Origin of the sequence: Mesorhizobium tianshanense, assembly GCF_007830515.1 — a bacterium.
Taxonomy (GTDB): domain Bacteria; phylum Pseudomonadota; class Alphaproteobacteria; order Rhizobiales; family Rhizobiaceae; genus Mesorhizobium; species Mesorhizobium tianshanense.
Genome location: NZ_VLKT01000026.1, coordinates 18,102 through 37,353 on the forward strand (window position 1 = coordinate 18,102; position 19,252 = coordinate 37,353).

The window sequence follows — 19,252 nt, forward strand, 5'->3', positions numbered from 1 at the left end:
GCTGTGTTCACCTTTCCCGTTGCAAAGGTCCGCGAAATCTTCGCGCGCGGACAATCCGATGCTGCCGCCAATGGCGGCTTCCGTAATCCCTATTACGGTCTCCGGCCTGGCGAGGGCGAGAAACCCGGCCTCTGGCTGGTCGGTGACGAGGGGGTCTATCTGCTCTCGAATGGCAAACTCACCGAGGGCCAGAAGGCCCTCCTTTGCTATGCCGAGGAATGCAACCCTTCGACCAATCCCGACTACTGGCATTACAAGCGCCAGCATTTCGGGGGCGATGACGGCATCGAGTTTCTGGATGCTGTCGAGGTCTTGCGTCTGCTCGACGCCATGCCCGATGCCACCCATCTCCGGGTCGAGATGACCGAGACGAGCCTCTCGCTGATCCCGAACCGCCGCTGACATCGCGGGCAACGTCGCCCGCTTCATTTCCCACATCGCGATCGTCTTCACTCGCCGGACCACTTCCCGCGGGAACGACGTCGCGCGCCCTCATCACAAGGAGACAATTGACATGGCGCATGACGACCCCTTTACCATCGACCTGTTCGGCAGCACGACCATTTCGTCCGGACTTGGCCTTGGCGTCACGGCCTTCGCGGCTGACTTCGGGCCGGACGATGACGATGATCCCGATCCTTCCGCGCCTTCGCCGGTCACGCCGGCGGGTGCAGCCATGCAACCGACGTCGAAGCCTCGACAGGTTCATGGACTGAACTTTCATCTTGCCGGCGATCGTGGGCTGGCCCGTGGCTGGAAACAACGCGCCCGCGACAATCTCGCTGCGATCCGTCTCGCTGCCGATATCGAGGCAGCGGATCGTCCCGCGACAGTGGAAGAACAGGCTCGGCTGATCCGGTTCACCGGCTTCGCTGCATCCGACCTTGCCAATGCCGTGTTCCGCCGCCCGGGCGAGGACGGGTTCCGGAAGGGCTGGGATGAAATAGGATTGGAGCTGCAGGATGCGGTGACGGCCCAGGAATATGCCTCGCTCGCGCGCTGCACGCAGTACGCGCATTTTACGCCGGAGTTCATCATTCGGGCAATCTGGGCGGGATTGCAGCGTCTCGGCTGGCGTGGGGGCCGTGTGCTCGAGCCCGGCATTGGCACGGGCCTGTTCCCGGCGCTGATGCCCGAAGACCGACGGGGCGTGAGCCATGTCACCGGTGTCGAGATCGATCCCGTCACGGCGCGCATTGCCAGGCTAGTGCAGCCTCGTGCCCGTATCGTGAATGGTGATTTCTCGTGCACCGACCTGCCGGCACGTTTCGATCTTGTGATCGGCAATCCGCCGTTTTCGGATCGAACCGTGCGCTCCGATCGGGCGTATCGGTCGATGGGATTGCGGCTGCATGACTACTTCATTGCCCGGTCGGTCGATCTGCTAAAGCCGGGGGCCCTTGCCGCCTTCGTCACCAGCTCTGGCACGATGGACAAGGCAGACAGCACCGCGCGCAAGCACATTGCGAAGTCGGCCGACCTGATCGCTGCGATCCGCTTGCCCGAGGGCAGTTTTCGGGCCGACGCCGGCACGGACGTCGTGGTCGACATCCTCTTCTTCCGCAAGCGCAAGACCGGCGAGCCAGAGGGCGACCTGTCATGGCTCGACACCGAGGAAGTCCGGTCCGCGACGGAGGACGAGGGCGCCATCCGCGTCAACCGATGGTTCGCGAAGCACCCGGATTTCGTGCTCGGCACGCATGCCACTATCTCGGGGCCTTACGGCGAGGCCTATTCCTGCCTACCCCATCCCGGTGTCGATCTGGAGCGGGCGCTCAGTGCAGCGATCTCCCTCCTTCCGGAAGCCATTTATGACGGCGAGCCGGACGAGATTGATCATGACGCCGAGGACAGTGCCGATGTCGTCGATGCCCTGCCGGAAGGCGCCGCCGCCCGCGAGGGCAGTTTCTTCGTCGCGAAAAATACCGCCCTCGTGCAGATGATCGATGGCGCTGCTGTGACCATCACCGTACGCAAGGGCAGGGCGAGCGAAGGCGTGCCGGAAAAGCACGCGCGGATCATCCGCAAATTGATCCCCATCCGTGATGCCGTGCGTGAAGTCCTGAAGGCCCAGGAGTTCGACCGGCCCTGGAAGCCGGCCCAAGTCAAGCTGCGCATCGCCTGGTCGAACTTCGTCCGAGCCTTCGGTCCGATCAACACCACCATCGTCTCCACGACGGAGGACCCGGAAACGGGCGAGGTCCGCGAGACGCACCGCCGGCCCAATCTCCAGCCCTACCTCGACGACCCCGATTGCTGGCTGGTCGCCTCCATCGAGGACTACGATCTCGAAACCAATACCGCCCGGCCGGGTCCGATTTTCACCGAGCGCGTCATCGCCCCGCCCTCCGCGCCGATCATCACATCGGCCTCCGATGCGCTTGCCGTCGTGCTCAACGAACGCGGCCATGTTGACATCGATCACATCGCCGAATTGCTGCATGAGGATGTCGATGACGTCATTGGCGAGCTGGGTGACGCCCTCTTTCGTGATCCCGAGACCGGTTCCTGGCAAACGGCCGACGCCTATCTCTCCGGTCAGGTCCGCGACAAGCTCAAGGCCGCAGAAGCCGCTGCCGCACTCGCCCCCGTCTTCGAGCGCAATGTCCGTGCCCTGGTCGAGGTTCAGCCGGCCGATCTTCGGCCTTCCGATATTACCGCCCGTCTTGGCGCTCCATGGATTCCCGCTGCCGATGTTGCCGCCTTCGTCAAGGAGACGATGGGTGCCGAGATCAGGATCCATCATATGCCGGAGCTAGCATCGTGGACCGTAGAGGCGCGGCAATTGGGATGGATGGCGGCCGGCACGTCCGAATGGGGCACCGATCGCCGTCATGCCGGCGAGCTCATAGCCGACGCGCTGAACAGCCGGGTGCCGCAGATCTTCGATACGATGAAGGAGGGCCATGCTGAAAAGCGCGTGCTCAATGTTGTGGATACGGAAGCCGCCAAGGAAAAGCTGCAGAAGATCAAGACCGCTTTCCAGAACTGGATCTGGTCCGATCCCGACCGGACCGACCGGCTGGCGCGGGTCTATAATGACCGCTTCAACAACATCGCTCCCCGAAGGTTCAACGGGGATCACCTGCAACTTCCAGGCGCCTCCGGCGCCTTTTCTCTTTATGGGCACCAAAAGCGCGGCATCTGGCGCATCGTCTCGGCCGGCTCGACCTACCTCGCCCATGCCGTCGGCGCCGGCAAGACCATGACGATTGCCGCGGGCGTCATGGAGCAGCGCCGGCTTGGCCTGATCGCCAAGGCCATGTTGGTCGTTCCCGGCCATTGCCTTGCACAGGCGGCGCGCGAGTTCCTGGCGCTCTATCCAACCGCGCGCATCCTCGTGGCCGATGAGACGAACTTCAGCAAGGACAAGCGCCATCGTTTCCTGTCGCGCGCGGCAACCGCGACCTGGGATGCGATCATCATCACGCATTCCGCGTTCCGCTTCATCGGCGTGCCGTCGGCCTTCGAGCAACAGATGATCCATGACGAGCTGGAGCTCTATGAGACGTTGCTGACCAAAATCGAAAGCGACGACCGCGTCTCGCGCAAGCGCCTCGAGCGGTTGAAGGAGGGGTTGCAGGAACGTCTGGAAGCGCTCTCAACTCGCAAGGACGATCTGCTCACAATCTCCGAGATCGGCGTCGACCAGATCATCGTGGACGAGGCGCAGGAGTTCCGCAAGCTCAGCTTCGCCACCAACATGTCGACGCTCAAGGGCGTCGATCCGAACGGCTCCCAGCGGGCTTGGGACCTTTATGTCAAATCCAGGTTCGTGGAGACGAAGAATCCGGGCCGGGCGCTCGTGCTGGCCTCCGGCACGCCGATCACCAATACGCTTGGCGAGATGTTCTCGGTGCAGCGCTATTTCGGTTACGAGGCGCTGCTTCAGCGCGGCCTGCACGAGTTCGACGCCTGGGCTTCGACCTTCGGCGACGTCACCACGGAACTCGAGCTCCAGCCTAACGGCAAATACAAGCCGGTGACGCGCTTCGCCACCTTCGTCAACGTGCCCGAGCTGATCGCTATGTTCCGCTCCTTCGCGGATGTGGTGATGCCGGAGGATCTTCGGGAATACGTCAAGGTTCCCACGCTCTCGACCGGCGCACGCCAGATCATCACGGCCAAGCCGTCTGCCGCCTTCAAGCGCTACCAGATGGTACTCGACGCCCGCATCAAGGCCATCGAGGAGCGCGAACGGCCGCCGGAACCAGGTGACGACATCTTGCTCTCGGTTATTACAGACGGCCGCCATGCCGCTATCGATCTTCGCCTGGTCGATCCGGACAATGACGATGAACCGGAGAACAAGCTCAACGACCTCATCTCGAACGGCTTCCGCATCTGGCAGGAGACGGCGGAGAACACCTATGTCCGCGCCGACGGCAAGCCATTCGAGCTTCCGGGCGCCGCGCAGATGATCTTCTCCGATCTCGGCACGATCAGCGTCGAGAAAAGCCGCGGCTTCTCGGCCTATCGTTGGATCAGGGATGAACTGATCCGCAGGGGCGTTCCGGCATCGGAAATTGCCTTCATGCAGGACTTCAAGAAGTCCGAGGCCAAGCAGCGCCTGTTCGGTGATGTGCGGGCCGGCAAGGTCCGGTTCCTGGTCGGCTCCTCCGACACGATGGGCACCGGCGTCAACGCGCAGCTCCGCCTCAAGGCGCTGCATCATCTCGACGTGCCGTGGCTTCCCTCCCAGATCGAGCAGCGCGAAGGTCGTATCCTGCGGCAGGGCAACCAGCACGATGTCATCGATATCTTCGCCTACGCCACGGAAGGCTCGATGGACGCACAGATGTGGCAGAACAACGAGCGCAAGGCCAGGTTCATCACTGCCGCGCTATCTGGCGACACCTCGATCCGCCGGTTGGAGGATATGGGCGAGGGGCAGGCCAACCAGTTCGCAATGGCCAAGGCGATCGCCTCGGGTGATCCGCGCCTGATGCAAAAAGCAGGGCTCGAAGCGGACATCGCCCGGCTGGAACGTCTTCGTGCCGCGCATATCGACGACGAACATGCGGTTCGCCGGCAGATCCGCGATGCCGAGCGTGAGATTGAATACTCGACGCGCCGCATCGAGGAGATCGGACAGGATATCGAGCGCCTCGTGCCCACGACCGGCGATGGGTTCAGCATGGTGGTCGGGGGCGACGCGTTCACGGAGCGCAAACTCGCCGGTCGTGCGCTGATGAAGGAAATCCTGACTCTCGTGCAGCTTCAGCAGGAAGGCGGAACCACTATCGCCTCCATCGGCGGGTTCGATTTCGAATATTCCGGCGAGCGTTTCGGCAAGGACAGCTACCGCTATGCCACCATGCTGATGCGGAGCGGCGCCGACTATGAAATCGAGCTCCCTGTCACGACCGCGCCGCTTGGCGCCATCGCCCGGCTCGAGCATGCCTTGGCCGGATTCGAGGGGGAGCAGGAACGATACCGCCAGCGTCTTGGGGATACCGAGCGCCGGCTCACCTCCTATCGCTCGCGTGAGGGCGGCGAGTTCGCTTTCGCTGGCGAGATCACCGAAAAGCGTCGGCAGCTTGCGGGAATCGAGGCCGGTCTTGCTTCTTCGGTTGATTGTCAGGATCAGCGCGCTGCTGCATAGCAGGAGCGACGAAGGCTGCCGGTCATTGCAGGTCATTGCGTCAGGCATTGACCGGCGGCAAGGTTTCGGTAGGTTGAAGGTGTCTGAGCAAAGGATGGCGCCAGGCATTCAACCAAGCCATCCCGATAACCGGTGAGCGGGAATCCCGTAACGCCGAAGATAAGAAGAAACAGCACCAGCATATGCTGGCCGCGCTGCACAGCGATTTCCATTCAACAAGAACAATCTGGCTGCTGCCCGGAAGGCGGCTGCCTCAACCCATATGGAGAATCCATGCGGTACGCATTGGTGAACAATGAACGGCGCGAAGCCGAATCCGGTCTGACTGGCGCTTGCCCTGGTTGCGGACAGCCCATGACATCGAAGTGCGGCGACCAGCGCATCCACCATTGGGCGAATCGTGGCGTACGGACCTGCGATCCCTGGTGGGAGCCGGAAACGCCCTGGCATCGGAACTGGAAAGGTCAGTTCCCGCCCGTCTGGCAGGAAGTCATCCAGCACGATGCCAGGGGCGAGCGGCATATTGCGGATGTGAGGACGGATCACGGCCTCGCCCTCGAATTCCAGCATTCGCATCTGCGCTCTGAAGAACGTGCCGCACGCGAAAGCTTCTACGGCAACATGATCTGGATCGTGGACGGAACCCGGCTGAAGCGGGATTTGCCGCGCTTTTCGGAAGGCCATCCTTCACTGCGCCGCTCGCCCTTGCAGGGAATATATACGACGCCGTTCCCGGCGGAATGCTTCCCACGCGACTGGCTCGAATGCCGCGCTCCGGTGTTCTTCGATTTTGCAGGTACGGAACCGCCAGGACGGAACACTCCGGTCGAGCGCCGCTATCTGTGGGGATTGCTGCCGGGACGTGCCGATGGCCATGCAGTCGTTGTTGCGTTGCAGCGGCAGAATCTGGTTCACGCCGCGTACCATCGGCCGCAGATCCTCGCTTCCCGGAAAATAGTCTATGCGCTCGCCGAAAGGTTCAGGGTGGCTCGGGTGCAGGCGATGCAGGAGGCGCGCCGATATCCGGTCAAAGCAGTGTGGAAGCCGCGATACAAATCGTGGCGGCGCCGGCCTCGGATGGTCCGGTTCTAGATCAACGTCGGAGAGAGGGGAAGGGAGGAAAGGACGAGGAAGGAGGAAAATGCCCGCTCGCAGATCGGACGAGCCGGCGGCGCTGACGCTCAACCGCGCCGCTCGCGATCCCGACCGTTCGCTCTGCGCAGGGCTGTAAGCCCCGCTTGATCGGCCCGGCAGGGATGCTCGGCCGCAGTTGCTCCGGCCCGTCCGCTCCGCGGGCCGGGGGGTGTCTTCGGGAAGAAGACGAGGAAGGACGCTGCGATAGGCGGTGTCCGGAAACCCCGTGAAGGAGCATTTCCATGGAACTGAAATTTGTCGATCCGCGCGCGCTGAAGGATAACCCCGACAAGGCGCGGCGCTCGAAGTCCAGCCCGCAGGCCGACGCCCTGCTGCTGGCCACGATCAAGGCCGTCGGCATCGTACAGCCGCCCGTGGTTGCCCCGGAATCCGATGGCGGTAATGGCTATGTCATCGACGCCGGCCATCGTCGTGTGAAGCAGGCCATCGCCGCGGGTCTGGAAGAGATCGCCGTGCTGGTGATCGAACGGGCCGAGGACGGCGGCGCCATGCGTTCGCTGGCGGAAACGCTGGCTCATGAACAGCTCAATCCTGTCGATCAGTGGCGGGCGATCGAACGCCTGGTTGCTCTCAGCTGGACCGAGGAAGCGATTGCCGTCGCTTTGGCCTTGCCCGTGCGCCAGATCCGCAAGCTTCGGCTTCTGGCCAAGGTGCTGCCAGCGATGCTGGACCACATGGCCAAGGGCGACATACCCGATGAGCGGCAGCTGCGCACCATCGCGTCGGCTTCGCTCGACGACCAGAAGGAGGTCTGGAAGAAGCACAAGCCGTCCAAGGCCGATCCGCAGGTGTCGTGGTGGGCAGTCGCGCAGGGCCTGCAGAAGACGCGCATGTTCGCCAGGCATGCGAGCTTTGGCGACGATCTCGCGCAGGCCTATGGCATCGCCTGGGTCGAGGACCTGTTCGCACCGGCCGATGAGGACAGCCGCTACACCACCGACGTCGAAGCCTATCTCGGCGCCCAACAGGAGTGGATGGCCAACAGCCTGCCCAAGCGCGGCGTGATCGTCGAGGCTGGTCAGTGGGGCGAACCGAAACTGCCGCCCAAGGCCGAACGCGTCTATGGCAGGGCCGGCAAGTCCGATTGCACGGCCATGTATCTCGACCGTGACGGCAAGGTGCAGTCGGTCGCGTACCGCATGCCGGAGGTGAAGAAGCCCAAGGGCAAGAAGGGCGAGCAGCCCGTGGCCGAGGGCGACGATGCGTCGATCGTGGTCAACACGCGACCGGACGTCACGCGCAAAGGCATGGAGATGATTGGCGACCTGCGTACCGATGCTCTGCACGAGGCGCTGTCGCGCGCACCGATCGAGGACGACACGCTGATGGCGCTGCTTGTTCTCGCATTCGCGGGCCAGAACGTGACCGTGGCGTCCGGCGCCCGCGACATCTCGTATTACGGGGCGGCAAGCCTTGTCGAACACGCCACGCGCCTGTTCGACCAGGACGGCAAGCTCGACTTCGACATGGACACGCTGCGCATTGCGGCGCGGTCCGTGCTGATCGATGTCTTGTCGTGCCGGGAAAACCGCTCGGCGAGCGGCGTTGTCGCCCGTGTCGCAGGCAACGTTATCGCTGCCGACACCTTCTTAGCCAACATGGGAACGGAGGACTTCCTGTCGTGCCTGTCCCGTCCGGCGCTCGAGGCCTCTTGCGCGGATACGTCGGTTCTGCCCCGGCAGAAGGTCAAGGACACTCGCGCGGCCCTGGTCGAGCACTTCAAGGAGGGCCACTTCGTCCATCCGTCGGCGCTGTTCGCCCCAGATCAGGCAAAGCTCACCGCCTGGCTGAAGAAGAACGAGGCCAAAGAGCAGCCCGAGCACGACGGCACGCCGACGGACCAGGACGAACTCGACGGCGATGCGATCGTTGAGCCGGCGCATGACGACGTCGACGACGACTACGCCGACGGCTTCCGCGAGGCCGCCGAGTAACAACGCGTCTCTTCTTCCCTCCGATCGCCTTCCCGCCGCCGGTTACCTCACCGGCGGCGGTTTCGTTTCCATCAACAGCACATGGAGGACAAAATGTCCGCGCATCTCGTTTTTCAGGCATCCATCGGTTCGCTCATCTCCTGGTCGGATGGCACGCAGCGTCCGCCCGAGCGCCATCGCAGAAAGCGCTCTGCATGGGAAACCAATAACAGCAGCGGACGCCTGATCCGCAAGCAGGAAGAACGCGCCGTCGGCAGCGTCACCCTGCCGGCGAACTTCACGCTGCATGAAGCCGATCACGGCGCCGGCGGCGTCATCGCCATCCGTGTCCACCGCACATTCTCGATCGGTTCAAGCCTGCGCTTCACCGTTCTCGAACGTCCTGCCGCCGGCTCGGTGCGCGTGTTCGATCGGTCTGGCGAAGACGCCGAACTGGTCCACCTCGCTGCCAACCACCACGCCGCGGAGGAATGGCTGTCACGACATGGCTATCCCCGTGCCGCGCTGTTGGAGGAAGTCACGGCCGACGAGGTCGCGGCCGATGTTGTCGAGGGGAGGGCGTCGGCATGAGCGCGGCAACAGCCCTGACAACAGACAACGAAGCCCCCGGTTATCCGGGGGTTTCTTTTGGTCGCAGCGTCGACGGCTTTCGAGTCGCGCTTGTCGGTGAAACGGCATTCGCCATGTTGCCTGCCCGAGCCGGCTGGCATCTTCTCGCCACCGGCTGGCGCATCCGCGGGCCCATGGCCGAATGGACGCGCAGCGATTTCTACGGCCATGCCGGCGAGCTTGCCGACGAGGCGGCTTTCCACGCGCATGTCGAGGAGAACGCCCGCCACCAGCAGCAACGCGCTGCTCTCGGACGCCGCGAGATCCACTCCCGCGCCCATACGCCATGGGGGACGTCGCAGGGAGCGACCGTCTATGCCGATGGCGTGACCTGCCATTCGACGGCAGGCCATGGCGGCTTTCATCTTGCGGCAGAACGGAATCGCAAGGTCCATTCCATGCTCCGCGCCAATGGCGGTTGGTACGAAGAGGACTCCCATTGGGCCGCCGTCGCCCAGGCCTTTCCTGAACTCTTCACGAATTTCGAGAATGCCTGTGCGGAAAGGACGATACGCGATTGGTACCCGGATGCCTGGGAAGCGATCCACGGCCAGGTGCTTGAACCCGGTCAGTCCTCAACGAAGGACGAGCGGGATTTCTACAAGCGCCATGCCGATGACTGGATCGTGGTGTCGGCGATCCGTTCAGACCACGAGTCCGGATTCACCGAGGTTGTTGCCACGCTCGGCGGTGATCGAGCCGGAGCGCGGGGTACCCGCCGATATATGGTTCCTTCCGACGAGTACGGCATCAACGGCGGCCGTTTCGGTTTCGTAATCGATGTTACGCGTCATCGTGTCTACGACGGTCCATCGAGCTTCATCGGCTGGCAGGGGAGGGACACATAATGTCGTGCCCCGATCGCCGCGCACAGCTCTTTCGCATGGAGGAGGCTCGGCGCCAGACACAGCGCCAGCTCGATGTGATCGATCGGCAGATCATCCGGCGGATGACCGCGCTTGTTCCGCAGCTCAAGCCGCAGCGTACCGGTTACCGACGCGGAAAGGCGCCGGATCCGAACGCGTTTCTCGAACGGTATCGCTCCAACCTTGCTGCGATCACACTGGAAAGGCAGCACGAGATCGATGCGCTGTCACGCAAGCTGGCAAGGCAGGACGCGGCAATCGCGGCGTTGCGTGCCAGACTGCCGCTGGACCTACTGCGCGCCTGATACAGCTGCCTGTTCAACGCTTGCGGACGAATTCGGTTCGCAACACCAGCCCCTTGATCGCGTCATGCCGGCAGTCGATTTCTTCGGGATTGTCGGTGAGGCGGATCGACTTGATCACCGTGCCCTGCTTCAGTGTCTGCGCCGCGCCCTTGACCTTGAGGTCCTTGACGAGGACGACGGAGTCGCCGTCGGCGAGCACGTTGCCGGCGGCATCGCGGACTTCGACATTCCCGGCGGAAGCTGCAATGGCAGCCATCTCCGACGCTGGTCGCCATTCCCCTGTCGCGTCGTCATAGACGTAGTCGTCGTTCTGATCTGTCATTGCTGCCCTCGCCTCGGGATTGAATACAGTGCGCTGTCAGTCCGACGTGGGAGCAGGCCAAAGATCTGATCCGCAGCGGCGGACCGGCGCACACCACCTATACCGGCAGGAGCCGAAGTTCAAACCGCCGGCGCCCTCACGCAGCTTCGTGGCCAAGGAGATCGTGGGGTGCCCGAATTGAACCGGCGCTTATCCTCCCGCATGCAGGAAGCCGTGACCATTCCCTTGCCGGTCTTCCCGGCGGGTTTGCTGCGGTCTGAACCGGCGGCTTGCCACTTCAAGGCCGCTGACGCGCCGCGGAGCGGCCGGAACTCAGCCGATCTCGGCAAGGCAGGCCCGCGTCCCGCGCAGGGAACAGTGAAGGACTGGCCCCCGCTTGTCCGCAAGCCAACCTCGCTCGCCTGGCAGGATCCGGACCCTGAAGCGTCCCAGCTTCCGCCGGTTCCTTTCGACCGCACCCGCAGGGAAGACCGGCAAGGGCCGGATCACCTGAAGGGCATCGCTAGGAAGGTAAGCTCAATGTCCAGTTCAACCCGCTCCACCAAAACCAAGGCTCGCGTCGTCCAGCTCCGCAAGGGCACCACCCTCGAAATGGTCCGGCTCTGCTGCCCGGATGGCAACCAGGCCTCCCTCATCTCCGAAAGCTTCGGCCTCCCCGTGCTCGACAGCGACGGCATCCGCGAATTCCACGAGCGCAGCCTGATCGAAGGTGCCGATACGCTCTCCGAAGGGCTGTCCGACAAGGCGATGCAGATCCACCTGCAGAGGATCGTCGGCTCCTATGTCGGTTCCGCCTACGGAGCAGGCCAGTTCTACTCGAAGGCCGTCACCGAGGCCAAGGATGCCACGGCCAAACTCGCCAATGACACCCGCGACGAGGACCTCGATGGTCCTGTCGGTTTCGACAGCAATGCACAGCGCAAGCGCGAATTCGCGGCCGACATGGGCCTTCAGTCGCACGCCTTGCGCATGGCGGCCGAGGGCGCCGTCGCCGCCTACGAGCACATCGTCGGCGAGAGCTGGAAGCCTTACGAGCGTCAGGTCGAGAACCCCGGCCAGGGCGTCAGCCGGCAGGCCGCCGATCTCCAGTTGGCGGCTCTGGGCTAGTGCCCTTCGGGCGGAACTTCGGTTCCGCCCTTTTTACCATTTCACAGGCCGGCTCCCTCCGGGGCGCCGGCCTGTCTGCATGTCGCAATTAATACGACTTCAGACCTTTGAAGGAGAAGGAAATCCCTTTGGTCTGGCCGCGCCCGATCGCGGCCGTCACGAATGTTGGTCCTGCTGTGGTCCTCGCCCCGCGAAACGGCTTTGCCGTCCTCCACTCACGTTGCGGCCCGGCTGCGACATCTCTGCTTGCTCCGATTCATCCCCGACCGGGTTCGCGGACCTGCGGTCCTGCGCTCTCGGACCTCGTGACGGCCGCGACTGGCGCGGCCTCGAATGGAGGTTCGGAAAAATGGATAGGAAGAGCAGCAAGCCCCGCGTCGACATCTACGCGAAGATCACCGACCGCATCGTCGCGGACCTGGAAAAAGGCGTGCGCCCGTGGGTGAGGCCATGGAGCGTGGGCAATGCGACGGGCCGCATCACGCGCCCACTGCGCCATAACGGCCTTCCGTACCAAGGCATCAATACGCTGCTGTTGTGGTCGGAAACCGTGGCCCATGGCTTTGCGTCGCCGATCTGGATGACGTTCAAACAGTCGGCCGAGCTAGGAGCCCATGTCCGCAAGGGCGAGACGGGCACCACCGTCGTCTATGCCAGCCGCTTCACTCGGACCGAGACCGATGCCCATGGCGATGAGGTCGAGCGCGGCATCCCGTTCCTGAAGGCGTATACGGTCTTTTGCGCCGACCAGATCGAAGGTCTGCCGGCGCACTATTATGCGGCGCCAGAACCTGCCGCCGATCCTGTCCAGCGCATCGAGCACGCCGACCGCTTTTTCGACAATACCGGAGCGGTCGTACGATATGGCGGAGACAAGGCCTATTACTCTCCCTCTTCCGACCATATCCAGTTGCCGTCCCCGGAATTTTTCCGGGACATGGCTTCGTTCGTCGCCACGCGAGCGCATGAAACCCTGCATTGGACGGCGGCTCCCCACCGGCTGAACAGGGATCTCAGCCGCTACCACAAGGACCGCACGGACCGCGCGCGCGAAGAATTGCTTGTGGAACTCGGCGCCGCCATGCTCTGTGCGGACCTCGATATCGTCCCCGAGCTCGAGCCAAGGCCCGATCATGCCGCCTATATCCAGGGCTGGGCCAGCCTGCTGGGCAGCGACAAGCGGGCCATCTTCCAGGCGGCCGCCCATGCGCAACGCGCGGTCAATTATCTCCACGAACTCCAGCCGCAGGCGGAAGAACTGGGGAGGGCGGCCTGATGCTGCACCTTCCGCTTTTGCAGGGGAGGGCGCCGAGCCCTCCTCGATCCGCCATCGCGTCCTCAGTCTGGGCGCGGGCGTCCAGTCGACCACCCTCGCGCTGATGGCGGCACATGGTCATTTCGGGCCGCTGGATTGCGCCATATTCGCCGACACCTGCGCCGTTTCCGGTCCATGTCGTCTCGGCAGGAAACCTGCGCGAAAACCTGCTCAACGCAGCCGATGGCAAGCGTTGGGCCTCGATTCCCGCCTTTACCCGCACGGTCGACCGGCGCGGCAATGTCTCGATCGACATGATCCGACGGCAGTGCACCACCACCGCCAAGATCGAACTGATCCGGCGCAAGGTGCGCGAGCTCGCCGGCGCTCGCCGAAGCATCCCGTCGTCACTCAATGGCTCGGGATCTCCATGGACGAGGTCGTGCGGATGATGCCGGGCCGCGAGGCCTGGCAGGTCAACCGATTTCCTCTCATCGAGAAACGCATGACCAGGCAGGATTGCCTCAATTGGCTCAGGAGTCACGGCTATCCTGATCCTCCCAAAAGCGCTTGCATCGGTTGCCCCTTCCACGCCGACAGCCTTCGGCGATCCATGCGGGACAAAGATGCCGAGGCCTGGTCCGATGCCGTCGAGGTTGACCGGGCGATCCGCTCGGCCTGCGCGGTATCTGCGGCGAGGGCTTTCTGCATCGCGCCGGCGTTCCCCTCGACGAAGTCGACTTGTCGACGGCCGTCGACCACGGCCAGCTCGACCTCTGGCCAAACGAATGCGAAGGGATGTGCGGCGTGTGATTGTCCGGCCTGGCAAGCATCATTGGCTTCAGCACTCCGGCGCTGCGCAGCAGCGGAAGGCCCGCCTTCCGGTCAGCCCCTGTTCGGGGGGCAATCCCGGGGCCGAAGCCTGATCAGCCGGCCCATGCCGGCGACCCAGCCCGAGAATGGCATGGCCTGAGCGTGAAGTCGCCGTTCCTGCTTTGGGTGGCAGCCGCCCGGCTCCTGGAATTTCGCCAGTCGGCTCGTCGTCGTTCGACCGATATGAGGAGGCGGGGCGTCTCTTTCCCGCTGAGGCTGTCTGTTGAAGTGCAAGATTCGTGACGGGACGGCAGGGCTTGATGTTGCCTGACCGTTGCCATGGTTGCGGTCATCATGCCGAGGGGAAGTCGCCTGTCGTCTGGCCGGTGGTTTCATGGAAGGGCGCAACCAACTGCGTCCTCGATGTGGCTGGTCTGACCGAAGGCCGTCTTCGCTGCGCTCCGCCTCGTTCTCAAACCCGCAACAGCCGGTCGTGACTTTCTTCCCCTGCTGGCTTCGCCATCATTCCTCGCGAGGCAAGAAAATCCCGCCCTGGCTGCCCTTCACTGCGTTGCGGCCCCTACGGGGTGCGGGCCGATCGCCTCCGGTCTGTCGACCGCCATCGAGGTCGCGATGGTCGCGGTCCGAGAAACTCACGGAGACGACATCATGGCTACTATCGGCACCTTCACTTCCTCGGGCAACGGTTTTACGGGCACGATCAAGACGCTCAACCTCAACGTCAAGGCCAAGCTGGTCCGCATCGACAACCCCTCCGACAAGGGTCCCCACTTCCGCATCTTCTCGGGTGCAGTCGAGCTAGGTGCGGCCTGGCAGAAGGTTTCCAGGGAAACCGAGCGCGACTACCTCTCGGTCAAGCTGGACGACCCGAGCTTCCCCGCTCCGATCTACGCCACTCTGATCGAGGTGGAAGGCGAGGAAGGCCTGCAGCTGATCTGGTCTCGCCCCAACCGGGACTGATCGCCCCGAAGAGGACCCCGCCGCAAGGCGGGGTTCCTCGTGGGTATCGGAAAGCCGGAACCAGGCATCGAGCCTGGTTCCGGCTTTTCTGGCGCCAACCGGGGTGGAGCGGGGGTCTGCTCAGAACGCCCAAGCCTGCCATGTCGGCCCGAAGGCCTCAAGGACGAGCGGTTCCCCCAAAATGCTAGCGCATTTCGGCTCCCCCACTCGCCGGCTCTGCCGGTCGCGTTCCGCGATCCCTGACCCCTCCGATCCGCCATGACAGCCGATGTCGTCTTTCACCAACATCAAGGAGACGACCAATGTCGATCGATCAGCATATCGAGGAATTGCGCGCCGAGCTGCGGAACGCCGTCTATCGCGACGAGCGCCGCGAGATCCAGGCGGAGCTGGAACTGGCCCTTGCCGAGCGCGAGGTGATGCTTGCGGAAGCCTGTGGCGAGATTTGCGCCGAACCTCCCTTCTAGGGAGGCGTCTCTTCAGTGCCGCATCGGCTGCATGCGGTGCTTTTCGGTCTGCCGGATGCGGCCGAACATGATCGGTCCCTCGCTGCTTAGCTGTTGAGCGCATCCTTGATCGCCTTGGCCGGCGTGAAACTCACCTTCTTCGAAGCCGCGATCGTGATGGTCTTGCCCGTCGAGGGATTACGGCCCTCACGTTCCGGTGTTGCCTTGACCTTGAATTTTCCAAATCCCGGGATGGACGTCTCCGCGCCAATCTTGGCGGCGTCGGCAATCTGCTTGAATACGCTCTCGACGATCGTCTTGGCCTGAGCCTTGGTCAGGCTCTGCTCGGATGCGATCTTGTCGGCAATTTCGTTGGTCGTTGTCATTAAAAATACCTTCTGTTGGAAAGCCCCAATCACCTATGACAACGAAACCCTGCCTCTGAAAGGGGTTGGCTGCTCTGACATCTGCGTGAATCCACTGAAAACCCCTGAATTCGCGGATTCCAGGACTGTATCGCCTCCAACGGGCCTGCGCCGGCTCATTCCCTGTACCCGCGTCGCCGCTTTGTCCATTGCAGCCTCGCCATGGCGATCATCGCCTCTTCAGCCTGGTCGAAGGTTTCCATCATAGACTGGCCGTTAGTGCCGATCCGCCCCCAGTTGCGGACGACCGATGCTCCGCCGAACAATGTCGGCTGGATCGCGAGCGAGTAGAACCGGCGCATGTTCTGCGTCGGATCGATGCGGTGAAGATGAACCGGGCCTGCTTCCTCATTCGACATGGCCGGATTTTCGCTTCCTTCGGAAGCGGCGTCCAACGACTTTCATGAATCGGTCTGTCGCCCTCGATTCATCATCTTGATGGATCAGCCGCACCAGCTTCGGCGCTTGCCGTCCCAACGGCGGGCCAAGCCCTCCTCGATCATCGTGTCGCCGATCGAGCGGCCGTCACGTGTCACCGTGCGCAGCTTGCGTCCATGCTGATCTTCGTCGCGCCAGCCGGCCGTGAGCGAGAACGGGCCGGCGTTCAGTAGCTCCCGCAACCGGCGCTTGGCGGCCTCGCCCTTGAGCCGCTCCGCCTCGCAGCGTGGCGGGCTCAGTTCCGGCGTGTCGATGTCGGCGATACGGATCCTCTCGCCCGAAAGCCAGAACGTGTCCCCATCCACGACGCAGGTCACGCGGCGGCCTTCCGTGCAATAGGGGAATGTCGCGCCTAGCGTATCCGTCCGTGGTGCGGTCACAGCCAGCGTCAGCCGATCGGCGAGCTGATAATGATCGGCGGCATATAGACTCGCCGCGATCAGGGCGACGATCGCCCACGCCCAGGTCGTGCCGGATCGGTTCCGATGGTTGCGGCGGCGGCGGAACGAACCGCCGATAGGCGCGGGAGAATTCTTCCCATGTGCCGGATTCTTCTTCTTCTTCTTCGGGCTGTTCCCGAAACGAATGATGTTGTTCAAACGGTCGTGTGCCTCCCTATGGGATGAGCATGATTATAGCCAGGTCAGGGTTATGATTTGCTTCCAGGCATCGCGAAGGATCTTGCTTGCGGAAGGAAGGGTTGGGCGAGCCGCCTACGGCGGACAGCTCTACTCGCGCCGAAAAAGCGGCGCTCACCGAACCCATTAAAACGGTTTCGGCGCATTCGCGTGACGATCCTCTTCGCAGCAGGCATGACGGTCCGGGACGAGGGAAGCCCGATCGGCGTTGGGCAAATCAGCCACTGTCACCGCCTTCGCTCCGATGGAACCGGTTGGTTCCGACGCAGGCCTTCATGTCGTCGCGGCGAAACCAGATCGCGCGCCCGCAGCGCAGCGGCGGATTGCCCGCGGTGAACACGATCTGCTCGTCGGCCCGCATGCGCATGACCTCATGCGGCAGGATCAGCGGACGACGCGTGAGCTGCTTCGACCGGGACCGCGACGAACCCTTCATTCCGGAGGAGCGGCTTGTCTGGTCGACCTCGACCGTCGTGTCGCCGCAACGCTTCGAAAGATACTCCGCCGTTTCCGGATCGTTGATCGCTGAAAACGATATCCAGGATGCGGACTCGAACCATTTCGAGCTGGCGTCGCGGCCGCCATAGGCCTCGCGCATCTGGCCGATCGACTGGAAGATCAGCGTCAGGCTGATGCCGTATTTCCGCCCGGCGTCACGGGCGGTTTCGAGGATGCGCAGATACCCTAGACGGGCCACCTCATCGAGCAGGAACAGGGTCTTTGCCGCGACCTCGCCATTGCGGTTATAGATCGCATTGAGGAAGGAGCCGATCACCACCCGCGCCAGCCCCGGATGCGCCTCCAGCACCTTCAGATCCAGGGCGATGAAGATGTCCGTGCCGCCGCCCGAAAGCTCGTCGGTCGAGAAGCTGTCGCCCGAGACGAGCGCGGCATAGTTCGGATAGGAGAGCCAGTGCGTCTCCTTCACCGCATTGGCGTAGACGCCGCTGAACGTCTCCGGCGTCATGTTGACGAAGACCGCGACATTCTCGCGCACGAAGGTGGATTCCGATTGCTCGTAGATCCGCGTCAGCCGCTCGCGCAGCTTCGGCTCAGGCTCGGAGAGATTGGCGCGGACACGGCGCAGGGTCTGGTCCTTTTCGTCCGTATGTCCTGACAGGCAGACGTCGGCGATCAGCGCGGTGAGGAGCTGCATGGCCGAGGCGCGGAAGAAGTCGTCGCGCGGGGACGCAGCCCGCGCATTGTCGGTCATGATCCATGTCGCGACCGCGACGATGTCTTCTTCCCGCGTAGCCCCGAAACGGCCGATCCAGTCGAGCGCGTTGAAGCCGGTCGCGGGGCTGGAAGGATCGAGCACGATCACCTTCCGGCCGGCCCTGCGCCGGTGATCGACGACCATCGGCGCGACCTCGCTCGACGGATCGAGCACGATGAGCCCGCCGCCCCATTTGAGCGCGGTCGGGATTGTCACCGACGTCGTCTTGAAACCGCCGGATCCGGCGAAGACGATGCCGTGCGACGAGCCGAACGAGCCGTCGAAGCAAAGCAGCGGAGCCTTGCCGCCAGCACCCCATGTCTCCTGCGCATCGGCCTGGAACGACACAGCCATCACGCTGTCCCGGTCGACACGATAGCGCTCGCCGATGACGATGCCGCCCGCATCCGGAAACATCCTTGCGGCCTCGGTCATCCCCATCCAGTCGGCCTCCCCATGGACCGCGCGCTTGCCATGGACGCGACGCGGAGCAGGCCTCGCGAAGGCGGCATTGCCCTTCACGGCAACGCGCAGCGCAAACGCGCCGGCGAGGAACGCGGCGGAGGCGCCGAGCGTCGTCGCCGGGTCCGCATATGCGAAGACGGATTGGCCCGCTGGGACATAGCCGGCAATTTCCGCAAGGCGGACTGTCTCGCGCGCCACGGCGATCAGGATCGTCGCGGCGCTGCCGGCAACAACGCCCCATCCCGCCGCCTTGATGTTCGCGGCGCCGTTGGCCGCGAACAGGAAGATCACGCCGATCGCGCCCGCCGTCACATAGGGCAATGCGAGGCCGGTGCGCCCGAGCATCAGCTTTGCTTGCGCGGTCTTCCCGAAGGCAGCGAGCCAGTGCTCGATGCCCGGCATGAGGATGGTCACCCCGACCATCATCGTCGCCGGGATCAGGGCAAGGAGAACTCTATTCGCCGTCACGGCCGAAGGCCTCCGCGCCGATTGCAATCAGGCGCGCGCGCTCCGCATCGTCGCCTTTGATGCGGTGGCTCGCGTCGATCAGCAGGCCGAGCAGCAGGGCTCGTTTCTCGTAACGCAAGCCGGCTTTCGCGATCAGGCCGCCGAGCTCGATCTTCTCGCGCGTGTCCTTCTTTCGGGCATCGGTCGATAGGGTCCGGACCATCC

Annotated in this window: 19 protein-coding genes; 12 read left to right on the plus strand and 7 right to left on the minus strand. The window is 63.6% G+C overall.

All coding sequences use genetic code 11. The annotated features are described in order from the left end of the window. The first annotated feature begins 3 nt into the window (after window positions 1–3). Window positions 4–402, plus strand: coding sequence for a DUF3085 domain-containing protein (locus IQ26_RS20500; RefSeq protein ID WP_145720172.1), 399 nt, complete (start codon window positions 4–6; stop codon window positions 400–402). 112 nt (window positions 403–514) lie between these two features. Then, window positions 515–5,605 carry an Eco57I restriction-modification methylase domain-containing protein gene (locus tag IQ26_RS20505; RefSeq protein WP_145720173.1) on the plus strand — a complete coding sequence of 1,697 codons (5,091 nt, stop codon included), beginning with the start codon at window positions 515–517 and terminating at the stop codon, window positions 5,603–5,605. A 32-nt stretch (window positions 5,606–5,637) separates the two neighbouring features. Here the strand turns inward: IQ26_RS20505 and IQ26_RS20510 are convergent, their stop codons facing one another. Beyond that, on the minus strand, window positions 5,638–5,817 hold the full coding sequence (locus IQ26_RS20510) for a hypothetical protein (RefSeq protein WP_145720174.1): 180 nt from the start codon (window positions 5,815–5,817) through the stop codon (window positions 5,638–5,640). Between the two features lie 142 nt (window positions 5,818–5,959). On the opposite strand from IQ26_RS20510, the gene IQ26_RS20515 reads away from it, so the two are divergent. The 5 genes from IQ26_RS20515 (at window position 5,960) to IQ26_RS20540 (ending at window position 10,474) form a co-directional block, all read left to right on the plus strand. Further along, on the plus strand, window positions 5,960–6,697 hold the full coding sequence (locus IQ26_RS20515) for a competence protein CoiA family protein (protein WP_145720175.1): 738 nt from the start codon (window positions 5,960–5,962) through the stop codon (window positions 6,695–6,697). A gap of 284 nt (window positions 6,698–6,981) precedes the next feature. Then, window positions 6,982–8,694, plus strand: a complete 1,713-nt coding sequence (locus tag IQ26_RS20525; protein ID WP_145720176.1) for a ParB N-terminal domain-containing protein — start codon at window positions 6,982–6,984, stop codon at window positions 8,692–8,694. 93 nt (window positions 8,695–8,787) lie between these two features. Next, window positions 8,788–9,264, plus strand: a complete 477-nt coding sequence (locus IQ26_RS20530; protein ID WP_145720177.1) for a hypothetical protein — start codon at window positions 8,788–8,790, stop codon at window positions 9,262–9,264. Beyond that, complete coding sequence (locus IQ26_RS20535; protein ID WP_145720178.1) at window positions 9,261–10,151, plus strand: DUF7007 domain-containing protein; 891 nt, start codon at window positions 9,261–9,263, stop codon at window positions 10,149–10,151. The genes IQ26_RS20530 and IQ26_RS20535 overlap by 4 nt, the downstream gene beginning before the upstream one ends. Continuing rightward, window positions 10,151–10,474: a hypothetical protein gene (locus tag IQ26_RS20540; protein WP_145720179.1), complete on the plus strand. Its 324-nt coding sequence runs from the start codon at window positions 10,151–10,153 to the stop codon at window positions 10,472–10,474. The genes IQ26_RS20535 and IQ26_RS20540 overlap by 1 nt, the downstream gene beginning before the upstream one ends. Before the next feature lie 13 nt (window positions 10,475–10,487). Here IQ26_RS20540 and IQ26_RS20545 read toward each other — a convergent pair whose 3' ends face one another. Next, a complete protein-coding gene (locus IQ26_RS20545; protein WP_145720180.1) occupies window positions 10,488–10,796 on the minus strand; it encodes an alkylphosphonate utilization protein in 309 nt (102 codons plus the stop codon). Between the two features lie 519 nt (window positions 10,797–11,315). Between IQ26_RS20545 and IQ26_RS20550 the strand changes: the two genes are divergently transcribed. The 5 genes from IQ26_RS20550 to IQ26_RS39755 all read left to right on the plus strand — a co-directional run bounded on the left by IQ26_RS20550 (window position 11,316) and on the right by IQ26_RS39755 (window position 15,419). Then, the gene (locus tag IQ26_RS20550) at window positions 11,316–11,903 is read left to right on the plus strand and encodes a hypothetical protein (protein ID WP_145720181.1); all 588 of its coding nucleotides are present in this window, start codon (window positions 11,316–11,318) and stop codon (window positions 11,901–11,903) included. Window positions 11,904–12,252: 349 nt separating this feature from the next. Beyond that, on the plus strand, window positions 12,253–13,179 hold the full coding sequence (locus tag IQ26_RS20555; RefSeq protein ID WP_145720182.1) for an ArdC family protein: 927 nt from the start codon (window positions 12,253–12,255) through the stop codon (window positions 13,177–13,179). A 113-nt stretch (window positions 13,180–13,292) separates the two neighbouring features. After that, window positions 13,293–13,610 carry a hypothetical protein gene (locus IQ26_RS41825; RefSeq protein ID WP_456085786.1) on the plus strand — a complete coding sequence of 106 codons (318 nt, stop codon included), beginning with the start codon at window positions 13,293–13,295 and terminating at the stop codon, window positions 13,608–13,610. Between the two features lie 1,030 nt (window positions 13,611–14,640). Continuing rightward, a complete protein-coding gene (locus IQ26_RS20565) occupies window positions 14,641–14,952 on the plus strand; it encodes a DUF736 domain-containing protein (RefSeq protein ID WP_145720183.1) in 312 nt (103 codons plus the stop codon). 302 nt (window positions 14,953–15,254) lie between these two features. Then, window positions 15,255–15,419, plus strand: coding sequence for a hypothetical protein (locus IQ26_RS39755; RefSeq protein WP_167522702.1), 165 nt, complete (start codon window positions 15,255–15,257; stop codon window positions 15,417–15,419). Between the two features lie 86 nt (window positions 15,420–15,505). Here the strand turns inward: IQ26_RS39755 and IQ26_RS20570 are convergent, their stop codons facing one another. From IQ26_RS20570 to traD, 5 genes are all read right to left on the minus strand, one after another. Beyond that, complete coding sequence (locus tag IQ26_RS20570; RefSeq protein WP_145720184.1) at window positions 15,506–15,784, minus strand: HU family DNA-binding protein; 279 nt, start codon at window positions 15,782–15,784, stop codon at window positions 15,506–15,508. A 155-nt stretch (window positions 15,785–15,939) separates the two neighbouring features. After that, a complete protein-coding gene (locus IQ26_RS20575) occupies window positions 15,940–16,182 on the minus strand; it encodes a WGR domain-containing protein (RefSeq protein ID WP_145720185.1) in 243 nt (80 codons plus the stop codon). A gap of 84 nt (window positions 16,183–16,266) precedes the next feature. Beyond that, window positions 16,267–16,653: a thermonuclease family protein gene (locus tag IQ26_RS20580; protein WP_240547187.1), complete on the minus strand. Its 387-nt coding sequence runs from the start codon at window positions 16,651–16,653 to the stop codon at window positions 16,267–16,269. A 463-nt stretch (window positions 16,654–17,116) separates the two neighbouring features. Further along, window positions 17,117–19,048 (minus strand): Ti-type conjugative transfer system protein TraG, encoded by a 1,932-nt coding sequence (gene traG, locus IQ26_RS20585; RefSeq protein WP_145720186.1) that lies wholly within the window; start codon window positions 19,046–19,048, stop codon window positions 17,117–17,119. Further along, on the minus strand, window positions 19,035–19,250 hold the full coding sequence (gene traD / locus IQ26_RS20590) for a type IV conjugative transfer system coupling protein TraD (protein ID WP_145720187.1): 216 nt from the start codon (window positions 19,248–19,250) through the stop codon (window positions 19,035–19,037). The genes traG and traD overlap by 14 nt, the downstream gene beginning before the upstream one ends. Window positions 19,251–19,252 lie beyond the last annotated feature (2 nt).